General features: G+C 61.0%; 21 protein-coding genes. 13 read left to right on the top strand and 8 right to left on the bottom strand.

Annotation, left to right across the window (positions count from 1 at the left end):
* Positions 1 to 12: 12 nt before the first annotated feature.
* Both JQ574_RS13660 and JQ574_RS13655 read right to left on the bottom strand, forming a co-directional pair.
* Positions 13 to 1,695, bottom strand: coding sequence for a pilus assembly protein TadG-related protein (locus JQ574_RS13660; RefSeq protein WP_212383625.1), 1,683 nt, complete (start codon positions 1,693 to 1,695; stop codon positions 13 to 15).
* Positions 1,682 to 2,095, bottom strand: coding sequence for a TadE/TadG family type IV pilus assembly protein (locus JQ574_RS13655; protein WP_212209173.1), 414 nt, complete (start codon positions 2,093 to 2,095; stop codon positions 1,682 to 1,684). The genes JQ574_RS13660 and JQ574_RS13655 overlap by 14 nt, the downstream gene beginning before the upstream one ends.
* A gap of 352 nt (positions 2,096 to 2,447) precedes the next feature.
* Here JQ574_RS13655 and JQ574_RS13650 point away from each other — a divergent pair, with 352 nt between their 5' ends.
* From JQ574_RS13650 to JQ574_RS13640, 4 genes are all read left to right on the top strand, one after another.
* A complete protein-coding gene (locus JQ574_RS13650; RefSeq protein ID WP_212209174.1) occupies positions 2,448 to 3,314 on the top strand; it encodes a LysR family transcriptional regulator in 867 nt (288 codons plus the stop codon).
* Positions 3,315 to 3,603: 289 nt separating this feature from the next.
* Positions 3,604 to 3,825 carry a hypothetical protein gene (locus JQ574_RS13645; protein ID WP_212209175.1) on the top strand — a complete coding sequence of 74 codons (222 nt, stop codon included), beginning with the start codon at positions 3,604 to 3,606 and terminating at the stop codon, positions 3,823 to 3,825.
* A gap of 21 nt (positions 3,826 to 3,846) precedes the next feature.
* Positions 3,847 to 3,981, top strand: a complete 135-nt coding sequence (locus JQ574_RS35505) for a hypothetical protein (protein WP_283813718.1) — start codon at positions 3,847 to 3,849, stop codon at positions 3,979 to 3,981.
* A 98-nt stretch (positions 3,982 to 4,079) separates the two neighbouring features.
* On the top strand, positions 4,080 to 4,346 hold the full coding sequence (locus JQ574_RS13640) for a hypothetical protein (protein ID WP_249119320.1): 267 nt from the start codon (positions 4,080 to 4,082) through the stop codon (positions 4,344 to 4,346).
* 77 nt (positions 4,347 to 4,423) lie between these two features.
* On the opposite strand, the gene JQ574_RS13635 is transcribed toward JQ574_RS13640, so the two are convergent.
* Together JQ574_RS13635 and JQ574_RS13630 are read right to left on the bottom strand one after the other, a co-directional pair.
* The gene (locus tag JQ574_RS13635; protein ID WP_212209176.1) at positions 4,424 to 4,639 is read right to left on the bottom strand and encodes a SlyX family protein; all 216 of its coding nucleotides are present in this window, start codon (positions 4,637 to 4,639) and stop codon (positions 4,424 to 4,426) included.
* A complete protein-coding gene (locus JQ574_RS13630) occupies positions 4,632 to 5,384 on the bottom strand; it encodes a rhodanese-related sulfurtransferase (protein WP_212209177.1) in 753 nt (250 codons plus the stop codon). Before JQ574_RS13630 ends, JQ574_RS13635 begins: the two co-directional genes overlap by 8 nt.
* 204 nt (positions 5,385 to 5,588) lie before the next feature.
* Here JQ574_RS13630 and ggt point away from each other — a divergent pair, with 204 nt between their 5' ends.
* The 5 genes from ggt to JQ574_RS13605 all read left to right on the top strand — a co-directional run bounded on the left by ggt (position 5,589) and on the right by JQ574_RS13605 (position 12,031).
* A complete protein-coding gene (ggt, locus tag JQ574_RS13625) occupies positions 5,589 to 7,175 on the top strand; it encodes a gamma-glutamyltransferase (RefSeq protein ID WP_212209178.1) in 1,587 nt (528 codons plus the stop codon).
* 125 nt (positions 7,176 to 7,300) lie between these two features.
* On the top strand, positions 7,301 to 8,548 hold the full coding sequence (locus JQ574_RS13620) for an FAD-dependent oxidoreductase (RefSeq protein ID WP_312014629.1): 1,248 nt from the start codon (positions 7,301 to 7,303) through the stop codon (positions 8,546 to 8,548).
* 214 nt (positions 8,549 to 8,762) lie between these two features.
* Positions 8,763 to 9,035 carry a SemiSWEET family sugar transporter gene (locus JQ574_RS13615; RefSeq protein ID WP_212209179.1) on the top strand — a complete coding sequence of 91 codons (273 nt, stop codon included), beginning with the start codon at positions 8,763 to 8,765 and terminating at the stop codon, positions 9,033 to 9,035.
* A gap of 235 nt (positions 9,036 to 9,270) precedes the next feature.
* The gene (locus JQ574_RS13610; RefSeq protein WP_212383597.1) at positions 9,271 to 11,406 is read left to right on the top strand and encodes a catalase; all 2,136 of its coding nucleotides are present in this window, start codon (positions 9,271 to 9,273) and stop codon (positions 11,404 to 11,406) included.
* 166 nt (positions 11,407 to 11,572) lie between these two features.
* A complete protein-coding gene (locus tag JQ574_RS13605; protein WP_212209181.1) occupies positions 11,573 to 12,031 on the top strand; it encodes an FKBP-type peptidyl-prolyl cis-trans isomerase in 459 nt (152 codons plus the stop codon).
* 221 nt (positions 12,032 to 12,252) lie between these two features.
* Here the strand turns inward: JQ574_RS13605 and JQ574_RS13600 are convergent, their stop codons facing one another.
* On the bottom strand, positions 12,253 to 12,468 hold the full coding sequence (locus JQ574_RS13600; protein ID WP_212209182.1) for a CsbD family protein: 216 nt from the start codon (positions 12,466 to 12,468) through the stop codon (positions 12,253 to 12,255).
* Between the two features lie 132 nt (positions 12,469 to 12,600).
* Between JQ574_RS13600 and JQ574_RS13595 the strand changes: the two genes are divergently transcribed.
* Positions 12,601 to 13,146: a cupin domain-containing protein gene (locus JQ574_RS13595; RefSeq protein WP_212209183.1), complete on the top strand. Its 546-nt coding sequence runs from the start codon at positions 12,601 to 12,603 to the stop codon at positions 13,144 to 13,146.
* A 208-nt stretch (positions 13,147 to 13,354) separates the two neighbouring features.
* Positions 13,355 to 13,786, top strand: a complete 432-nt coding sequence (locus JQ574_RS13590; protein WP_212209184.1) for a VOC family protein — start codon at positions 13,355 to 13,357, stop codon at positions 13,784 to 13,786.
* Positions 13,787 to 13,899: 113 nt separating this feature from the next.
* Here the strand turns inward: JQ574_RS13590 and JQ574_RS13585 are convergent, their stop codons facing one another.
* On the bottom strand, positions 13,900 to 15,012 hold the full coding sequence (locus JQ574_RS13585) for a hypothetical protein (protein ID WP_249119319.1): 1,113 nt from the start codon (positions 15,010 to 15,012) through the stop codon (positions 13,900 to 13,902).
* Positions 15,012 to 15,722, bottom strand: coding sequence for a FecR domain-containing protein (locus JQ574_RS13580; protein ID WP_212209185.1), 711 nt, complete (start codon positions 15,720 to 15,722; stop codon positions 15,012 to 15,014). The genes JQ574_RS13585 and JQ574_RS13580 overlap by 1 nt, the downstream gene beginning before the upstream one ends.
* A gap of 284 nt (positions 15,723 to 16,006) precedes the next feature.
* On the opposite strand from JQ574_RS13580, the gene JQ574_RS13575 reads away from it, so the two are divergent.
* Positions 16,007 to 17,215, top strand: coding sequence for a phospholipid carrier-dependent glycosyltransferase (locus JQ574_RS13575; RefSeq protein ID WP_409363403.1), 1,209 nt, complete (start codon positions 16,007 to 16,009; stop codon positions 17,213 to 17,215).
* Positions 17,216 to 17,466: 251 nt separating this feature from the next.
* Here the strand turns inward: JQ574_RS13575 and JQ574_RS13570 are convergent, their stop codons facing one another.
* Positions 17,467 to 18,096 (bottom strand): OmpA family protein, encoded by a 630-nt coding sequence (locus JQ574_RS13570; RefSeq protein WP_212209187.1) that lies wholly within the window; start codon positions 18,094 to 18,096, stop codon positions 17,467 to 17,469.
* A 506-nt stretch (positions 18,097 to 18,602) separates the two neighbouring features.
* Between JQ574_RS13570 and JQ574_RS13565 the strand changes: the two genes are divergently transcribed.
* Positions 18,603 to 18,833, top strand: coding sequence for a hypothetical protein (locus JQ574_RS13565; protein ID WP_212209189.1), 231 nt, complete (start codon positions 18,603 to 18,605; stop codon positions 18,831 to 18,833).
* The last annotated feature ends 48 nt before the right edge of the window (positions 18,834 to 18,881 follow it).

The following is an 18,881-nucleotide window of genomic DNA, read 5'->3' as shown; positions in this document are numbered from 1 at the left end:
CAGAGAGGATTGCTAGTTTACCAGCACGGCTCCGTCGCAGCGGATTCCAAGCACCCAGACGTCGGCCTGTCCGATACCCACACCGAGCGTCGCAAGCACCGAGGCCAGCAATTGATCGATCGAACCGGTCGCACCGCCAAGGATGCCGCTGACGGTCGAGCCGAGTCCGGGAACGGGAAGTCCTAACGGGCCCACATTCACGGACAGCGACAGATCCCCAAGCAGGCTCGACGTGAGGGACGAAGTGAAGTTCGTGGTCGTCATCGTCCGTTTGACCTGGGATTGGATGTCCGAGTAGCTGAAGTCGACGCTCTTGGCGGTCGTGTTGCCCATCCCGGCGTGGGCGCGACCGGTGACTGTCACTGCACCCAGATTGACCAGCGTGGCTGCGGGCGGGTTCGGCTTGCTTGTGAAGTTCTTCAGCTCGGCTGTCGTCACGTTGCCGATCCATGCATCGACGATTCCGGGCGTTACGCCGAGCGTGACGGTCGATGTGTTGATATTCGGGCGTCCGCAGTTCAGGGCGTTGAGCGTGGCCGTGCCGGACGCTATTTCGACGTACAGCGGTAAATTGACCACGGGAACAGCGCCGCTGCCGACCAATTGTACCGACAGCAGAATGCGGGTCTGCGCAGTATGCACGCTGGCGCCTTTCGTACCGAGCGCAATCCATCCGGAGCCGACCGGCCGCTCACCGATGGTCGCGGTGAGGGAGGCGCTGGCGATGCCCGGCAAACCGAGATTGACGGAAGTTGCGATCTGGTTTGTGCCATTTGCGACCTGGCCCGTGGCTGACACCAGATCAAGCGCCGACACGCCGACGCCAACCTTGGCTTTCTGTCCCGTAGGGAGATTGGCATACGGACCGACGTCGATCAGTGATCCCGGCTTGATTTTTGTCGTGCTGCTGGAGACGGCTTGCGAGATCGTCGATAACGCAGCTGTCGCGGCGTTCGCTCCATTGGCGGTCTGCTGGGTGGTCAATGCCGCCGCGATGATGTCGGCGACTTTAACGTTGCTGGTGAGCACGCTGTCGTAGGTGGCGCCGGTCAGGTTGATGCGTGTCGCCAACGCGGAGAGAAAATCCAGCGCGTCGATGCGAGCGCTGATGAGGGCTTCATAGTCCATCACCGATAGCGACAGATTGGTTCCGAGGGTCGCGCCGAGCATGGCGTTGATCAATCCGTTATTCACCGATGCCAATCTCGAGCCGATGGCAAACGACGCGATGGCGGTCGACGACGCGGTGGCTGAAGTCTTTATCGTGAACTGGTTGGTGCCGGTGAAGACGCGTGCAAAGTACAGCGGCGTCTGGGTGTTCAAGGTTACGCGTGCTGCATTCGCGGTGCCGGCCCCCGGTGTCACGAAGCGGGTCTGCGGCGAAACGGCGCTGTTGGCAGTGTATGTTCCGAGTTCGAGCTTTACCATCGAGCTTGCGGGATAGTTGTTTTTCACGACCGTCGCCGTCGCAGCGTTCACCGCATTGGAAAGATTGCTGGCAGCAACAATGGCAGCGAGGTCGGCGGTGCTCTGGGTCTTGCGCCGGTCAGCGAAGATCGTTCCAAGATCAACCGCAAGCGCGGTGCATCCGATCACCAGGACCATCAGGCCGGCACCCATGATGGCTATGTTGCCCCGCTCGTCGGCGCGAAACCGCCGGAATATCGGCTTCGTTATCAAGTCAGAACCCTCCATTCGGGATCGCCGCGGAGCGGACGATCGTGGATGGCGGGGCAGGAACGAACGGCAATTGATAGATGAAGCTACGCGACGCGTCATAGTTTACCGTGACGACGTATACGTTGGCGTCGTCGGCCGATGCAGCGGCATTGACGGAGAGCGCATTCGCCGTAAGCAGTGGATAGGTCGATGCATTGGCGGTGACGTAACTCGCGGCGAGACTCCTTCGCTCGCTATCATTCATCCCCGCAATGGACGAACGGGCGGCTTCGGCGGCCAGCTGCTGCACGCCGTGGACCATGGCCAGATAGGCGCCAAAGACAACTATTCCGAATACCAGCAACAGAAACACCGGCGCCAGTATCGCAAACTCGATCGCAGATACGCCACGGCAGCAACGAACCAGTTTACGCATCACCTGTACCTCACGATGCTGATTTTCGTTCAGCATCTCAGGGATGGGTGAACACGCGCTATAAAACTTCTTCTGAGAATTGGAGCGGTTGATCCATTGCTGTGAGACCTCAGCTTTTTATGGGTCCATCAATGCGCGCAATGCTGCGGCGGATGCCCGATCGAAAGGACGCGCCCGGACAAATACGGGATATGCACCCTAGCGGTCACATGGAATGTGTTTTCCTGTTGGATAGTAAACATATTGGCGTACAACCGCCTGCAATACCAATATTGATTCTTATTGATCCCGGGGGCGGGGGCCATTAGTGCGGTTGTGGAGGACCGTTTTGACGCACCGACAAAATTTTCACATGCATATTCCAATCGAGATCATTCGTACCGTCGTCGCCATATCAGAGACCGGAAGCCTGTCCAAAGCAGGTGAGCGGCTGGGATTGAGCCAGCCGGCGATAAGCTCGCAGGTGAAACGGCTGCAAAGCATGATCGGCGGCTCGTTGTTTGTGAAGACGGCCAATGGGACGACGACCACCGAGCTTGGCAAGCTTGCTTTGCACCATGCGCGACGAATTCTCGAAGCGAACGATCAGATGTTGCGGCTCGGTGGTAACACTATCGGTCCGAAACCACTGCGGCTCGGACTAAGTACTCTGTTCGTCCCGGAGTTCGTCAAGCATCAAACGCAGCAATCAATGGCCAACATCATGATCCACACGGATCATTCGACGGCGATCGGGAAGGGATTGACCGACGGCTATATCGACATGGCCTGCATTTATGAGAATGAGGCGATCAAGGCCGAGGTCGAAGAGCTGGTCATCAATGAATGCGAAGATCCGATGCTCTGGGTACGTTCGAAAGACTTTGTGCTCAGTCCCGGTGCGCCGATCCCGCTGCTGACATGGCCCGGTGACGATTGGATGATACGGACGATGGTGAAGCAGGGGCTTTCCTACAGGATTGTTTTCAATAGCCCCGATTTTCATGCGAAGCTGGCGGCGCTAAGGGCGGGCATCGGCATTACCGCAATTCCCAGACGCATGATTCCGCCAGACCTGGTTTACGCAAAGGAATACTATTTGCCGCCGCTGCCTCCCGTCAAAGGGTTGCTTTGCGCGAAGTTGGAGCTGGACAACGATCATGCTCGGGTCGTCATGAAGCAGCTGTCCGCGCTGTTTTTCGGTGGCGTCGCAGGAAGCGGCGGCCAGGCTGAAAGCTAGTGGTTTTCTGAAGCGGGTTCTTATGGCCGCAGCGCCGACACTCCCACATTCGCGGAGTCTGGCTAGCGGAACTCGGTATCATTCTCATCTGGCATTCGGAGCAAAGGGGCGGGGAGCGGCTCTTCAGGGGCGGACATATCAGCGCAATCTCGGGATTTCCCTGTATCGCAACCGCTGCACCGGCATACGACGGAATCCGGCGCAAGTTCCGCTTGCTGGAACGTTTTTTCGGCATGAGCAAAGCGGAACTGCGGCCAATCGCCGACGTTGTATTCCCATGGAGGACGACATGGCTGAGAAATTCAATCCCGCGGCGCATGACAAGCACGCCGATGACCCCCGTGAGGCGCTGTTGGCCGATCGGGAAATGCACGAAAAGCTCGATGCCGGGCTGGAGGGCAGTTTCCCCGCCTCCGACCCCGCCAGCGCCGCGCAACCGGCGCCGTCGAAACATGACGGCGATCGCGCCAACGAAACGCTGTGGGACAAGGTACTCGCGGTTTTCCGCTAGCACTTATTGGCGGGTGATGTGATGAAGACTGAATTCAACCACGCCGCCAACAACTCGCCGCGTAGCGGCAGTTCGAAGCAAGCCGCGCCGGTGGTCTGGGCCGCGATCGTGGCTGCCATGATCGCGCTCGCGATCTGGTTTGGCATGCACGCGTAGTGCAATTGCAGCGTGCGTGATTGCGCCGGAACGATTCATATCACCCCGAATTGCTCCCAGATAACTCACAGAGATAAATCCACAGAGAGGAACATGCGATGATCAAGCATCTTGTAATGGCTGCCGTCGCGGTAGCCGGAATTTCCTTCGTTCAGCCGGTGAGTGCGCAGGATGTCGGCGTCGGTGTCGGCGTTGGAACGGGAGGCGCTGGCGTCACCGTCGGCCGCGTCGACCGTGACCGCTATCGCGACCGTGAGGTGATCCGCGAGCGTGAGTACCGTGATCGCGACGAGACCGTCGTGATCAAGCGCAAGCGCGATTACGACCCCGACCGCAAGGTCATCATCGAGCGCGAACGGTATTAAGCAGCGTTGGTTTTTATTGACCAGCGTTGAGTTTGACGAAACGGCCTCCCTGGCGGGGGCCGTTTCCATTTGTTGTCTCAATAATGCGGCGGCCGTTCGTTGACCGGACCGGTGATGTTGCTTTCGGCGTCCTGCAGCCGCTCCTTCAGCTCCGCGAGTTGGCGCGTCAGGGCGTCGATCTGCTTCCACTGTTCGGTAATGGTCTGGTTCAGCGTCTCGATGGTTACGTCTTGAAACGTCAGCCGCATCTCCAGCGCGTCGATGCGCTCGCCAAGTGCATTGGCTTCACTCATGAGAGCCCTCGCTGATCTGCCGTTCCTGCAAGCCATGCCCAAGCGCTACGCGCTCGTCGAACACGAAGCATTCGCCGCGCCAGCGGCTTTGTTCTTTCGGCACGCCTTCCAGGTAACGAAGAATGCCGCCCTTGAGGTGATAGACTTCGCTAAATCCTTGCGCCAGCAAATAGGCGCTGGCCTTTTCGCAGCGAATGCCGCCGGTGCAGAACATCGCGATCCTGCGGTGCTTGGCGGGATCCAGCTGCCGCGCGGCAAAATCCTTGAACTGCCCAAAACTCCTGATGCCGGGATCGAGCGCGCCTTCGAACGTCCCCATCGCGACCTCGAAGGCGTTGCGGGTGTCGATCACGAGGGTATCGGGCGCTGATATCAGCGCGTTCCAGTCGGCCGGCTCCACATAGGTGCCGACCTGCCGGGTCGGGTCGGCAATCGCGTCGCCCAGCGTGACGATTTCCTTCTTGAGCCGGATCTTCAGCCGCGCAAACGGCATCGTGGCGGCTTGGGAGAATTTGAGTTCGAGATTGTCGAGCCGGCCGCCGAGCAGGGCGCCTGCTTGCAACTCCTCGACCAGAGCGTCGATAGCGGCAGGTTCGCCGGCGATCGTGCCGTTGATGCCCTCATGCGCCAGCAGCACGCTGCCTTTCAGCCCAAGGCCCGCGCAGAACGCGCGCAGGGGCTCGCGCAGTTCCCGGAAATCCGGCAGCGCGGCGAACTGATAGAAGGTGGCGACCTTGAGGGGCATCGCGACCGTGTATCAGGCGGGCAGCGAGTGGGAAACCCTGCAAAATCAGCCGCTACCCCCTGCGTTTGCCGGCCTGCCCTCGTGGTGAAATCTCTGGCATACCAGCCATTGCCCAATCCGGGATGAATATGCCAAGAACCCACGGTTAGCCCGCGCCCGACCCTTGGCGTGGCCAAAGAAAACGCTGAAAAGAAAGCTTTCCTGATGAGGAATTTCCATTTCGCCGGCCGCTCGACGGTCCATGCCCAGAACGCGATGGTGGCGACCTCGCATCCCGCCGCGGCGCTGGTGGCGGTCGACGTGATGCGCGCGGGCGGCACCGCCGCGGATGCCGCGGTCGCGGCCTGCGCGCTGCTTGGGGTCATCGAGCCGCAATCGACCGGCATCGGCGGCGATTGCTTTGCGCTGATCCAGCCCAAGGGCGAAGGAAAGATCGTCGCCTATAACGGCTCCGGCCGCGCGCCGATGGCGGCAAACGCCGAGTGGTATCTGGAGCGCAAGATCAACTCGGTGCCGCTGACCTCGGCGCACGCCGTCAGCATTCCGGGCAGCATCGACGCCTGGGATACGATCCTGCGCGACCACGGCAAGATGGGCCTCGATACCCTGCTGCAGCCGGCGATCAAGGCCGCGGAAGAAGGCTACATCGTCGCCCCGCGCATCGCCTTCGACTGGAAGAACGGTTTCGAGAAACTCAAGAACGGCACCAACACCGAGCGCTATTTGCTGCCGCACGGCAAGCCCGCCTCCGCCGGTGATGTGATCCACCAGCCTGAGTTGGGCAAGACGCTGCGCGCGATCGCCAGGAATGGCCGCGACGCGTTCTATACCGGCGAGATCGCCGCGGACATGGTCGATACCCTGCGCGGCATCGGCGGCCTGCACACGCTGGAGGATTTCGCAGCCCACTCTACCGAGACGACGTCGCCGATCGGCACCATCTATAAGGGCCACGACGTCTGGCAGTGCCCGCCGAACGGCCCGGGCATCACCATGCTGGTCATGCTCAACATCCTCTCGCGCTTCGACCTGACGAAATATCCCGCGCTGAGCGTCGAGCGTTTTCATCTCGAGGCCGAGGCCGCGCGCATCGCCTACATGATGCGCGAGCAATATATCGGCGACCCCGCGCAGGTTCACGTCGATGTTGCCGGCATCCTCGCCAAGGAGTTCGCCGAAGAGCACATCAGCAAGATCCGGATGGACGGACTGCTCGACCTGCCCAACGTCGCGCCGCCGATGAATCCGTCCACCGTCTACATCACGGTGGTCGACAAGGACCGCAACGTCTGCTCGTTCATCAACTCGATCGCGCACTCGTTCGGCTCGGCGATCGTTTCCAACAACACCGGCGTGCTGCTGCAGAACCGCGCCGGCGGATTCCGGATCCAGCCCGGCCATCCCAATTGCATCGCGCCGGGCAAGCGGCCGCTGCATACGATCATCCCGAGCCTCGTGACCAAAAACGGCCGCGCGCTAATGCCGTTCGGCGTGATGGGCGGGCAGTATCAGCCGGTAGGCCAGAGCCATGTGCTGACCAACATGATCGACTATGGCTGCGACGTGCAGGAAGCGATCGATATGCCGCGGGGCCTGCACTACGAGGGCGTCTACCAGCTCGAGGACAGCGTGCCGGCTGATATCGTCGAGGGCCTGAGGAAGATCGGGCACAAGACCACCAGTGTGGTCGGCCCGCTCGGCGGCGGCCAGGCGATCTGGATCGACTGGGACAAGGGCACGCTGGTCGGCGGCTCCGATCCCCGCAAGGATGGCTGCGCACTCGGATACTAAGGCTATCGGGGCAGAGGTTACTGGCCCCGGTCTACCCCACACAACGGAACCAGACCCCCATCGCTTTCGTTAAGCGATGGGCGCGGACGTGCGCCGGTTTGTCCTGCGTCAGCCCCCTGAGGTCCGTGATCAGCGTTCTCGATACCGACGACAGCGAACAGGCCGATCTGCACGGCGGACAATCGCCGTGGTTTGCGGCGGCCGCACATCCGGCGCGTCGTGAGGTCAGCGAGAATCTCAAATGCGACGCGCTGGTCGTCGGCGCGGGGATCACCGGATCGCTGGTCGCCGAACGCCTGACTCGCCAGGGCCTCGACGTCGTGATCGTCGATCGCGAGTTGCCGGGTCGCGGCAGCACCGCAGCCAGCACCTCGATGCTGCTGTGGGAAATCGACCGCTCTCTCACCGAACTGACGGACGCCTATGGCTTCGAGCGCGCGTCGCGCGCCTATCGCGCCAGCCTGAACGCGGTCACCGGCCTGAAATCGCTGGTAGCACAGCTCGGCATCGCCTGCGACATGCATGACAGGGATGCGCTTTATCTGGCGGCCGGTGACACCGGAGGTGAATTGATCGAAGAACATCGCTTGCGCCAACGCGCCGGTCTGCCCGGCGATTATCTCGACCATGCCAGGCTGCTGGAGATTTTTGGATTTGCGCGCGCAGGCGCAATTGTCTCGCCGGGCGCCGCCGATTCCGATCCCATGCAACTGGCGCGCGGGCTTCTCAACGCTTGCGTTGCGCGTAGCGCTCGTCTGTTCGATGGCGAGGCTGTGGCGTTCGATCCTGCGGGACGTTCAGTCGGTGTCACCATGGCCAATGGCCGCGAGATCGAGGCGCGTTCGGTGATACTCGCGACCGGTTATACGATGCCCGATATCGTCCGTTCGACCGTGCACGCGGTGTCGTCGAGCTGGGCGATTGCCACCACGCCGCAACCGCAGAACATCTGGAAAGACGCCGTGCTGATCTGGGAGAACAGCAAGGCTTATCACTATGCGCGCACGACGCGGGCCGGGCGGATCATCATCGGCGGTGAGGACAGCGAGGATGTGATCGAGCCGGAGGCGCGCGACCGCCTGATCCCCGAGAAGTCCAGGATTCTCGCACAAAAGCTTGCGGCGCTATGGCCGATCGCGAACACCGAAATCGAATTCCGCTGGTCCGGCACGTTCGACACCACGCGCGACGGCCTGCCGCTGATCGGCCCGGTGCCGGGGCAAAAGGGCGTCTTTGCCGCGTACGGCTATGGCGGCAACGGAATCACGTTCAGCTATCTCGCCGCGCATTTGATCGGCGATTTGATCGCGGGCGCGACCTCGCCGTTGCTGCGCGATTTCGCGCTGGACCGGGATGGCGGACTGATCGGCTGAAGGATTGCATTGTCGGAACCCCTCTCTTCGCCACGCGTTGTCCAGTCATCAATGCATGGAGGCCGACATGGGTTTCGGTAAAGGCGCGCTTCTCTGGTTGATCGGAATTCCGCTTCCGATCATTCTACTTCTCGCACTATTCATGAATCGTTAGAGATCTGGGGCCCCGCAGTGAGGCTCCGGATCCACCCCATTCACTTAAGGCGCGATCGAAATGATCCAGGACTTCGCTCCGTGGATCGGAGCCTGCGCCGCCGCTCTTACTTCCCTGTCGTATATTCCGCAGGTGCAGAAGGCGTGGCCGCGCGGATCGACCGCCGATCTTTCGCTAACCATGCTGGTCGTTCTGACGTCGGGTCTGGTGTGCTGGATCGCTTACGGATTGCTGAAAGGCGACTGGGTCATTGTCGCTGCTAACGGCGTCGGCGCTGCCCTTTCGGCGAGCGTGCTCGCCTTCAAGCTCCGCGACATGAGGTCTGAAACCTAGCTCGTCCCATTTGTGAATCGCCGACAGGAACATTTGACCGTCCTGAAATGTTTAACGCGCCTCGGTTTCAAAATGTTCAATCGGGAGATGCAAATGGGGTTGTCTTCAAAAGACATCAAGACCCTGGACGATCTGTTGCTGCACGGCTTGCAGTCGCGCTCTGCATGGGTGTCGGCGTGCAACGCGCCGAGCTGATCCTCAAAACCTGGTGCCGTTGTCTTAACAAGGAAAATTCATGGCCAAATCTTCCAGTTCCGCCGCCAACGGCAAAGCCATATCCGCCCGATCGGTAACGATTCACGATCAGAAACCCAGTCGCGGCGAGGGCGGCGAACTGCATCAGGTCGCGACAGGTGATGTGCCGGTGCTGACCACCGCCCAGGGCGGCCCGGTGTCGGACGATCAGAACTCGCTCAAGATCGGCCCCCGCGGACCAACGCTGCTCGAAGACTTCCATTTCCGCGAGAAGATCTTCCACTTCGACCACGAGCGCATTCCGGAGCGGGTGGTTCATGCCCGCGGCTACGGCGCACACGGCTTCTTCGAGAACTACAAGCCGCTTTCGAAATACACCCGTGCCGACCTGTTTCAGCGCGGCGGCGAGCGAACGCCGGCCTTTGTGCGGTTCTCGACAGTGGCGGGCGCAAAGGGCTCGTTCGATCTGGCGCGCGATGTGCGCGGGTTTGCCGTCAAGCTCTATACGCAGGAAGGCAATTGGGACATCGTCGGCAACAACATTCCGGTGTTCTTCATCCAGGACGCGATCAAGTTTCCGGACCTCGTTCATGCGGTGAAGGAAGAGCCGGACTGCGCGTTTCCACAGGCCCAATCCGCCCACGACAATTTCTGGGATTTCATCAGTCTCACCCCCGAAAGCATGCACATGATCATGTGGGTGATGTCGGACCGGGCCATTCCGCGCTCGTTCCGCTTCATGGAAGGGTTCGGCGTTCATACATTCCGCCTCGTCAATGCGAAGCAGGAGTCGACGTTCGTCAAATTCCACTGGAAGCCCAAGCTCGGCCTACAGTCGGTGTTGTGGAACGAGGCCGTGAAGATCAACGGCGCCGATCCGGATTTCCATCGCCGCGACCTTTGGTCCGCGATACAGGCCGGAAATTTTCCGGAATGGGAACTGCAGTTTCAGCTGTTCGATCAGGCCTTCGCGGACCGTTTCGAGTTCGATGTGCTGGATCCTACCAAGATCATTCCGGAAGAAATGCTGCCGCCGGTCCCGGTCGGCCGTCTGGTGCTGGACCGGATGCCGGATAATTTCTTTGCCGAGACCGAACAGGTTGCGTTCATGACCCAGAACGTGCCGCCCGGCGTCGACTTCTCCAACGATCCGCTGCTGCAGGGGCGCAATTTTTCGTACCTCGATACCCAGTTGAAGCGGCTGGGCAGCCCGAACTTTACCCATATTCCGATCAACGCGCCGAAATGTCCGTTCGCTCATTTCCAGCAGGATGGTCATATGGCGATGCGCAACCCGGTCGGGCGCGTCAACTATCAGCCGAACTCGTTCGGCGAAGGCCCGCGCGAATCCCCGCAGCGCGGCTTCGTGCCGTTTGCGGACGTGGAGCAGGGCGCCAAACGCCGCCTGCGCGCGGAGAGCTTCGCCGATCATTACAGCCAGGCGCGGCAGTTCCTGATCAGCCAAACCCGCGGCGAGCAGCATCATATCGCGGCGGCGCTGACCTTCGAACTCAGCAAGGTGAAAACATCAGCTATTCGCGAACGGATGGTGTCGCATTTGCTCAACATCGACGAGACGCTGGCGGGCAGGGTCGGCACAGGGCTCGGGCTGAAAGCGATGCCCAAACCGGCCGCTGCGGCAATGCCGACGCGGCAGGACCTCGATCCGTCGTCGAAACTGAGCATCGTCGAGAACGGGCCGCAACGGTTCGAAGGCCGCAAGCTCGGTATTCTCGTCACCGACGGCACCGATGCTGCGTTGCTGAAAGCGTTGCAGAAGGCGCTCACCAAGGAAGGCGCCACGTTCGAAATCATCGCCCCGAGGGTGGGAGCAGCCAAGGCCGGCGACGGGAGCTGGATCGAGGCTGATCAGATGATCGATGGCGGTCCCTCGGTATTGTACGATGCGGTTGCACTGCTGCCGGCGGCTTCCGCAATGGACGATCTGCTGCAGGAATCCACCGCGCGGGATTTCGTCGCCGATGCGTTCGCTCATTGCAAGTTCATCGGTCACGTGGAAGCGGCAACACCGCTGTTTGCGAAAGCCGGGATCGGAAAGGCCGACATCGACGAAGGCTTTATTGCTCTGGCTTCGCCAAAGGACGTGGCAGGCTTTGTCGGCAAGCTGGGTCAATTGCGGGTTTGGGGCCGGGAGCCCGGCGTCAAGATGAAATAGCAGGGCGATAGCGAAGCTGTCCGATCGGGTTGCAGAAGTTGCGGAAAAGCGCTGATGGACCACACCGGAATGGCGTCGATTCCGTGGGTATTTCCCGCGCCGACGGGGTGACAACATCAGGTCCGTTGCGCTAGACACGTTCCGACTTATCGAGAAAGGTAACTAGATGCGATCTTCCCGGCGCACGATCATCCAGACTGCGTTCACAGCCGTCGCGGCTGCCGTTACTTTACCTCTCGTTCCCACAATCGCATCGGCCCAGACCGCAGGAAAACCCATGACCACAGCTTCAGGTTTGCAGATCATCGACAGCACGGTCGGCACCGGCGCGTCGCCGAAACCCGGCCAGACCTGCGTCATGCACTACACCGGCTGGCTCTATGAAAATGGCCAGAAGGGCAAGAAGTTCGACTCTTCGGTCGACCGCAACGAGCCGTTCGATTTTCCGATCGGCCAGGGCCGCGTCATCAAGGGTTGGGACGAGGGTGTCGCCTCGATGAAGGTCGGCGGCAAGCGCACGCTGATCATTCCGCCCGCGCTGGGCTATGGCGCGCGCGGCGCCGGCGGCGTCATCCCGCCCAACGCCACGCTGATGTTCGATGTCGAATTGCTGGCGGTGAAGTAACCGCTGCTCGCTTCAAACGTTGTCCATCCGGCCGTGATGGGCAAGCGGTGCTAAGCCTGAACCTCTCCGTCATGCCCGGCCTTGTGCCGGGCATCCACGTCTTTCTTTCTCACGCGGACAGAAAGTAAGTCGTGGATGGCCGGGACAAGCCCGGCCATGACGATAACAACAAAAGACCGGCCCCAAAGAGCCGGTCTTTCAGTTTCACGCAATCAGCGCGATCAGAGATTCTTGTTTGCCGCGTTGGCGGCCTTGTCGAGGGCTTCCTTGGCAGCTTCCTTGGTGTCGCCCATCGCCTTCTGGCCCTTGCCTTTGACTTCCTGGATCACGCCTTCGCCCTGCAGTTGCTCAGAACCGGTGGCTTCGCCGATGCCCTGCTTGGCCTTGCCGATGGCTTCGTTGGCGGTGCCTTTAAGCTTGTCTGCCGTGCTACCCATGGAACATTCCTTCTGATGTTTGTGCTTCGATAAGGCAACGCACCAATGCGCCAGCGGTTCCTCTAAACGCTGGTTTCTGTTCACGTTTTTATGTACGCTTGGCCACCGAACGATTTTACGGAAAGCAGCGCGATGTCAGGTTCTCACGACCATCCACACGATCACTCGCACGATCATTCTCACGGCGATCACTCGCACAGCCACGACGCCGATCGCTGGAAGCATGATGGCGTCCGAGTCATTCCCGGCAATCAGCTCGATCCCAACGTGCCGTCGACCGCGGGCATGGACCGCAAGGCCGCGATCAATTTCGCCCGCGTCGGCGCGCAGAAATTATGGGCGGGCACCGTGACGATCCGCCCCGACGCCAAGACCGGCGCGCATCATCACGGCCATCTCGAAAGCATCATCTATGTCGTGAAGGGCAAGGCGCGGATGCGCTGGGGCGAGCAGCTGCAATTCACTGCCGAAGCCGGGCCCGGCGATTTCATCTTTGTGCCGCCCTATGTGCCGCACCAGGAGATCAACGCCAGCCGCGACGAGGTGCTGGAATGCGTGCTGGTGCGCAGCGACGGCGAAGCGGTCGCGATCAACCTCGACATCGAGCCGATCGAAAAGCCGGAGACCGTACTGTGGGTCGACCCGGTGCACCGGGACCCTGCGGAGAAGAAATCGTAACTTCTCCCCTCGCGATAACGGTCGAATTTGTCATGCCCGGCCTCGCGCCGGGCATTTCGTATTGGGGTATGCCGAAGCTGGTTTGCCGAAGTCCTGCCAAGCCCCCTCATGACACCGAAAATCGGGCCGAAAAAAAATCCAGGACCGATGTCGGATCGGCCCCCGGGCATTCGTCCTCTCTCCGAACCCCTCGAAAAGGAGCCCATTCATGGCCAAAATGATCTTCGTCAACCTGCCGGTCAGCGACCTTGCCCGCGCCACTGCGTTCTACCAGGCGATCGGCGCCGTGAAGAACGAGCAGTTCTGCGACGACACGGCGTCCTGCATGGTGTTTTCCGACACCATCCACGCGATGCTGCTGACCCATGAGAAGTTCATGCAGTTCTCGCCGAAGAAGATCGCGGACGCCAAGACTTCCTGCGAGGTGCTGATCTGCGTCTCCGCCGACAGCCGGGCGGAAGTCGACGATGTCGTCGGCAAGGCCGAGAGGGCGGGCGGCGGCGTCGATCCCTGCCCGAAGCAGGATTACGGCTTCATGTACGGCCGCAGCTTTGAGGATCCCGACGGCCATATCTGGGAAGTGATGTGGATGGATGTCGCGGCCGCGAATGCAGCGCAACCGGCTGCGGCCAACGCCTAGGGCGGGGGATGCGAAGGGTGGGCAAAGGCGCAACTGCGCCGTGCCCACCATCTATCCCAGTCACAAATGTAAATCGTGGGCAGGCTTGCGCTTTGCCCACCCTACGTTGTCAGCTAATACGTGATCCGCAGCCCGACGCCGCCATGCAGTGTGTTGCCGACAGGTTGCGGGCCGGCGGTGCCGTTGGCGAAGAGGTCGGCGATCCAGCCTTTGCTGATGCGGAAGCCGAGGCGGCCGCCATATTCGAACCAGCCCTGGTTTCCGATCGTCGGCACCACGGTGCCGTTGCCGGTCACGGTGGCGACGATGCCGGATTGCGTGCCGAACGATTGCACGAAGCCGCCATTGATATTGGCCTCGACATTGTTGCCGAACAGATGCGTCCACTGGCCGCCGATCTTGACCAGGTTGGTCTTGTCGGTGCCGCCTGATATCGAGGCGTCGAACGGATTGAACGCGGCGGCGGGATCGGTATAGCCCTTCACGCGCTGCCACAACTGCCAGACCTCGACGGAGGCGGCGACCTCGTCGCGCGGCGACAGCCGGCTGATCCAGCCCGCGCGGCCATAGACGCCGTAATTGTCGCCGGTGGTGTGGCTGTCCAGCGATACCGCCCCTACGCTCGTCGCATAGGTGCGGCGATAGCGGATCTTCTCATAGGGCGTCAGGATGGCGCCGATGTCGAAGAACGGCCGCGACGATCCCCAGTCGGCGAAATCATAGCGCAGCGCGAACGCGCCGATCGGGGCCGCCGTGACGCTGTAGCCGCCTTCGCTGTAATGGGTGTAGGCGATGCCGGCCAGCAGCGACAGATTGGCGGTCAGGTTCTTGCGGCCGTGAATGCCGGCCGAGAACGACCCCGCCGAACCGAAGGCGCTGACGCAATCGCCGCAATTGACCTGCTCGTTGATGCCGAGCAGCACGGTGCCGAGCACGCGGTTGGTGATCATCTGGTTGAAGCGCTGCTTGGCCAGGTCGTTGATCGATCCCGCGCTGGAATCCGCGCCGGTTGGGCTCGGCGTTGGTGTCGGCGTTGGCGACGCAATGGGAGTCGGCGACGGCGAGGGCGTTGGTGTCGGTGAATATGTGGGGGTTGGTGTTGGTGACGGCGAATACGTTGGTGACGGTGACTGCGCCGACGCGGGCGCGATCAGCATTGGCGTCAGCAAAACCCCCGCGGTCAACGCGGCCGATACAATGAAGCCCTTGATGCGGTTTGCCATCATCAGCGTCCGCACAACATACCGCCGTCATCGACCGGCGGCGTCACCGTCGGCGAGGCGTTGGCATATTGCGTCGCGCTGCAAAGCCCCGCCGCCGCGCTGCAGGTCTTGGCGAAGGTCCATGGCGGGTTGTTGGTCTTCTTGATGGATGTCTTGCCGCCGCTCAGGGTAATGACGGCGGTATCGCCGGGACTGGTGAGCTGGACGCATTCGAAGCTGACGGTGCAGACCGAGGCCTGGCCTTCCCGCAAGTTGACGACGGTCTGGCCGCGCTGCGACAGGATGTCGAGCGTGGTGCCGCGGACGCCGATGGTCGCGAGCGGCGTCGTGATCTTGTAGGCGGCTTTTTCCGAATTACCGGTGACGAAGCGGAACGCGCCGGAGGTCAGGCGGATCGCGACGTCGCGATAATGGGTTTCATCGTCGAACACGGTGCGGTCGAGCTTGAGCGACGCGCTCGGCCCGAGCGAAAGGTTGGTGCTGTCGGACATCACCAGCCGCGCGGCGCTGTCGAGGCCGGTGCGCACGATTTCGTCGCGCAGTAATCCGTCGCCGACATTGAGCTGGCTGGTTGCCGATCCCTTAACACGGAGAACTTGATTCTTGACGACGGCGGCTTCACCGACGCGCGTTTGTGCTGAAAGCGGACTTGCCGCCAGCACCGCGATTGCACCAAGCACAAAAAGAAAAACAGAGTAGTTACGCGATTTCATTTCAAAGCCGATCGATTATCCCGATATCGTACCGGATCGCGCACGCAAATGATGTGGTAGAATTATCACAGGCGGCGCGCTACTAGCCCGGTGGTTAGTGCTGCCGGATTCCAATCGCGTTCAATGCGATGGACATAAAAATCTGTACCGCCCACACTGAATTTTGCCGCAATTTCATTTGGTTCGTGAAGACAGTGCCAGAATCACCAACTTCTATTCCCAATCAGACGATTGCGCGCACCGCTATCATCGCGGGTACCCTGTTTTTTTTCGCGCATTTCGCGATGCTGATCGGCATCACCACGCCCGAAAAGTTCTACTTCGACGAAGTGCATTACGTGCCGGCGGCGCGGCAGATGCTTCTTCCCGTGATGCCGCAGCCGATGCTCAACCCGATGCATCCGCCGCTGGCCAAGCAATTCATCGCGCTGTCGATCCACACCTTCGGCGACGTGCCGCTGGGCTGGCGCTATCCGGCGGTGCTGTCCGGCGCACTCGCCATCGTCGCGGTCTATCTGTGCGGCCTCGCATTGTTTGCGGCGCAAGGGCCGGCCATCGCCGCGAGCCTGCTCGCCTTTTTCAATCAGATGCTGTTCGTGCAATCGCGGATCGCGATGCTGGATATTTTCGCACTGACTTTCAGCCTGTTCGCCATCGCCGCGTTCATGTACGGCTTCCGGCAGCAGCGGCCGCATTTGTGGTTCGCATTGACCGGGCTATGCTCCGGTTTTGCGATCGGCTGTAAATGGAGCGGGCTGTTCGTGCTCGCGGTCTGCGTGGTCATCGTGGCGGTGATCCGCCTGTTGCAAAGCTGGCGTACGCAATTTGCCGACGGCAATGAAGATGACTGGTACCGGCCCGACCTGTGGCCCGATTTCAAGGCCTGGCATCTCGCGGCGTGCTTCCTGCTGATGCCGGCGCTGGCCTATCTCTCGACCTTCGTCCCGCTCTACGGCCTGTCGGTCCCTGATATCATCGAGGCGCAACGGCGGATCTTCAGCGACAACACGACGACCGCGATCGCGGGCCACACCTACATGAGTTCGTGGCCGTCCTGGCCGTTCCTGGTGCGCCCGGTCTGGTATCTGTTCGACAAGGTCGGCGACGACAGGATCTCGGCCGTGGTCTTTCTCGGCAATCCCCTGATCCTGTGGCCGGCGCTGATCGCGCTATTGGTTTGCCTGCGTGACTGGATCGTGACGCGGCGAGCGGATGCGTTTCTGGTGCTGGCTTTCTATGTCGGCCCGTATCTCGCCTGGGCGTTGCTGCCGCGAACGCTCGGCTTCATCTACTATTATCTGCCGGCCGCGACCACCGCGAGCTTCGTGCTGGTCTACGCGCTCCGCCGCGGCGGCACGCCACGCTGGCTGCTATGGGGCTTTGTCGCGGTCGGAGCGGCGGGCTTCGCCGCGATGCTGCCGATCTCGGCCGCGTTCGTGGAAACATCGATGGCGACGTTCAACCGCCTGATGATTTTCCAGAACTGGATATAGAGCGGGATAGGCTTGGGTTGAAGCGAGCCCGCTCGCACTTTCTCGCGTCATCCCCGGGATGAACGCAATTGCGTTCACCCGTAGGCGCGCTCTTGCGCGCCTCGAAGGATGAGAAGCGCCCGCGGCCCATCCTTCGAGGCTCGCCCAGCGGTGCAAGTGCACCGCAAGGCTCGCACCTCAGGATGACGTGTGCGGATGAGGCAAACGAAATCCGCCTGCCGTTTCCGGCAGGCGGATCAAATCGCATCACGTCACTTCGACGCGGTCTTGGTATCCATGTTGACGACCTGGACGCGGCGGTTGACCGGGTCCATCGGCGCGTTCGGATCCTTCGGCTTGGTCTCGCCGTAGCCGACGGTCACGAGGTCGGAGGCGTTGAGGCCGTATTGCTCGGTGAGAAACTTCTTGATCGTATCGGCGCGGCGCTCGGAGAGGTCCTGGTTGTATCCGTCGCTGCCGACCGCGTCGGTATGACCGGCAACCACGAAGGTCGAACCCTTCAGGCTGGCGTCCGAAAGCGCCTTGCCGAGTTCCTGCACCGCCGACATCGAACTCTTGCTGATGTCGGCCGAATTGTAGTCGAAGCGGATTTCGAGATCGATCTTCGGCTTGGTCGCGGCGAGTTCGGCAATTTCCTGGCGCTCGCCGAGCGAGAGCGACCGGGTTTTGCGATTGCGCAGCGTGTCGACGAAGCTGGCTTCCTTGGCCTGGGCGGCGGTGTTGACCTGCGGGCCGAGCGAGAGGCTGCGGGTCGCCGACGTCGGCTTCAGCGCGTTCAGGATCTTGTCTGCCGAGACGGTCTCGCCGGCAAACGCCACGCCCGCCGTCATCGACAGCGCGACGCCGAATGTCAGGATGGAAAATCCATTAGAGCGGGTCATTGTCGTCTTCCTTACTGTTACGCCTGCCATATTGGCTGGTTGGCGGTTTGATGCTGCGAAGATAAGACAGGTTCAAATAGGCTAATGTGATCTAGGTCACGTTGAAAGCGGCCAGTTTCCGTTGATATGGGGTCGCTTCGCTACTCTGTGTGATCTGGATCACTGGTGTTCCCTGCGACGCCTGTAAAGAGCGCTTGCGAGACGCCCGCAATGATCCAAAGCGCGATTACGTTCGTGTTGCAGGTATCAGCGAACCCGCGCCGCTTCCCGGCTTCTTCTTTGCTGTTTGCTGGTCGCAATGCCGTCGCGTCAGCGCCGATCTGCGAACAACAAATCGGCAAGATGGGGACCTAGCAAAATTCTCCACGAGAAAATCCCAAAAGAAATCGAAGAAAAAGTTTGGGCAAGCAAGAGCAGGCGGGCGGGTGTTTCAATCGGTTAAGCGGCAGCGTGAGTATCAAAATTATCGTAACGTTCCACCGGAGCTCACGGGTTCGGCAAGTACGATGCCGACCTTGATCGGCGCGGCGCTGATCGCGGCGGCGATCCTGCTGTCGACGTTCATCAACGCGCTTGGCACCCGCTATACCGCCTTCGAAGGTCCGACCGAAGAGAGCGCGTGGCTGGTCGATCGTCTGACCGGCAGCGTCTACAAATGCCGCGCCCCGGACCATGGCAAGGCGTCCTGCGAGGCGGATATCGCAACCGGTAGCGTCCCGGACCGGCGGAAACGCTGATTTCGCTCCCAGATCCGGGACTTCTCCAATGAGCGAATCCGACTACAT

Source organism: Bradyrhizobium sp. AUGA SZCCT0158 (assembly GCF_018130065.1).
Lineage (GTDB): Bacteria > Pseudomonadota > Alphaproteobacteria > Rhizobiales > Xanthobacteraceae > Bradyrhizobium.
The sequence above is the reverse complement of the archived record's forward strand: the minus strand, read 5'-3'. Positions and strand labels throughout refer to the sequence as shown.

What these genes read in the sequence shown, in the direction of transcription:
- JQ574_RS13630 (WP_212209177.1), bottom strand. Translation starts at nt 5,384, where the DNA reads ATGCCCCTCAAGGTCGCCACCTTCTATCAGTTCGCCGCGCTGCCGGAT.
- JQ574_RS13660 (WP_212383625.1), bottom strand. Translation starts at nt 1,695, where the DNA reads ATGGAGGGTTCTGACTTGATAACGAAGCCGATATTCCGGCGGTTTCGC.
- JQ574_RS13590 (WP_212209184.1), top strand. Translation starts at nt 13,355, where the DNA reads ATGGCCAAAATGATCTTCGTCAACCTGCCGGTCAGCGACCTTGCCCGC.
- JQ574_RS13650 (WP_212209174.1), top strand. Translation starts at nt 2,448, where the DNA reads ATGCATATTCCAATCGAGATCATTCGTACCGTCGTCGCCATATCAGAG.
- JQ574_RS13610 (WP_212383597.1), top strand. Translation starts at nt 9,271, where the DNA reads ATGGCCAAATCTTCCAGTTCCGCCGCCAACGGCAAAGCCATATCCGCC.
- JQ574_RS13585 (WP_249119319.1), bottom strand. Translation starts at nt 15,012, where the DNA reads ATGATGGCAAACCGCATCAAGGGCTTCATTGTATCGGCCGCGTTGACC.
- JQ574_RS13595 (WP_212209183.1), top strand. Translation starts at nt 12,601, where the DNA reads ATGTCAGGTTCTCACGACCATCCACACGATCACTCGCACGATCATTCT.
- JQ574_RS13565 (WP_212209189.1), top strand. Translation starts at nt 18,603, where the DNA reads ATGCCGACCTTGATCGGCGCGGCGCTGATCGCGGCGGCGATCCTGCTG.
- JQ574_RS13655 (WP_212209173.1), bottom strand. Translation starts at nt 2,095, where the DNA reads ATGCGTAAACTGGTTCGTTGCTGCCGTGGCGTATCTGCGATCGAGTTT.
- JQ574_RS13615 (WP_212209179.1), top strand. Translation starts at nt 8,763, where the DNA reads ATGATCCAGGACTTCGCTCCGTGGATCGGAGCCTGCGCCGCCGCTCTT.
- JQ574_RS13640 (WP_249119320.1), top strand. Translation starts at nt 4,080, where the DNA reads ATGATCAAGCATCTTGTAATGGCTGCCGTCGCGGTAGCCGGAATTTCC.
- ggt (WP_212209178.1), top strand. Translation starts at nt 5,589, where the DNA reads ATGAGGAATTTCCATTTCGCCGGCCGCTCGACGGTCCATGCCCAGAAC.
- JQ574_RS13570 (WP_212209187.1), bottom strand. Translation starts at nt 18,096, where the DNA reads ATGACCCGCTCTAATGGATTTTCCATCCTGACATTCGGCGTCGCGCTG.
- JQ574_RS13635 (WP_212209176.1), bottom strand. Translation starts at nt 4,639, where the DNA reads ATGAGTGAAGCCAATGCACTTGGCGAGCGCATCGACGCGCTGGAGATG.
- JQ574_RS13605 (WP_212209181.1), top strand. Translation starts at nt 11,573, where the DNA reads ATGCGATCTTCCCGGCGCACGATCATCCAGACTGCGTTCACAGCCGTC.
- JQ574_RS13580 (WP_212209185.1), bottom strand. Translation starts at nt 15,722, where the DNA reads ATGAAATCGCGTAACTACTCTGTTTTTCTTTTTGTGCTTGGTGCAATC.
- JQ574_RS13600 (WP_212209182.1), bottom strand. Translation starts at nt 12,468, where the DNA reads ATGGGTAGCACGGCAGACAAGCTTAAAGGCACCGCCAACGAAGCCATC.
- JQ574_RS13575 (WP_409363403.1), top strand. Translation starts at nt 16,007, where the DNA reads ATGCTGATCGGCATCACCACGCCCGAAAAGTTCTACTTCGACGAAGTG.
- JQ574_RS13645 (WP_212209175.1), top strand. Translation starts at nt 3,604, where the DNA reads ATGGCTGAGAAATTCAATCCCGCGGCGCATGACAAGCACGCCGATGAC.
- JQ574_RS35505 (WP_283813718.1), top strand. Translation starts at nt 3,847, where the DNA reads ATGAAGACTGAATTCAACCACGCCGCCAACAACTCGCCGCGTAGCGGC.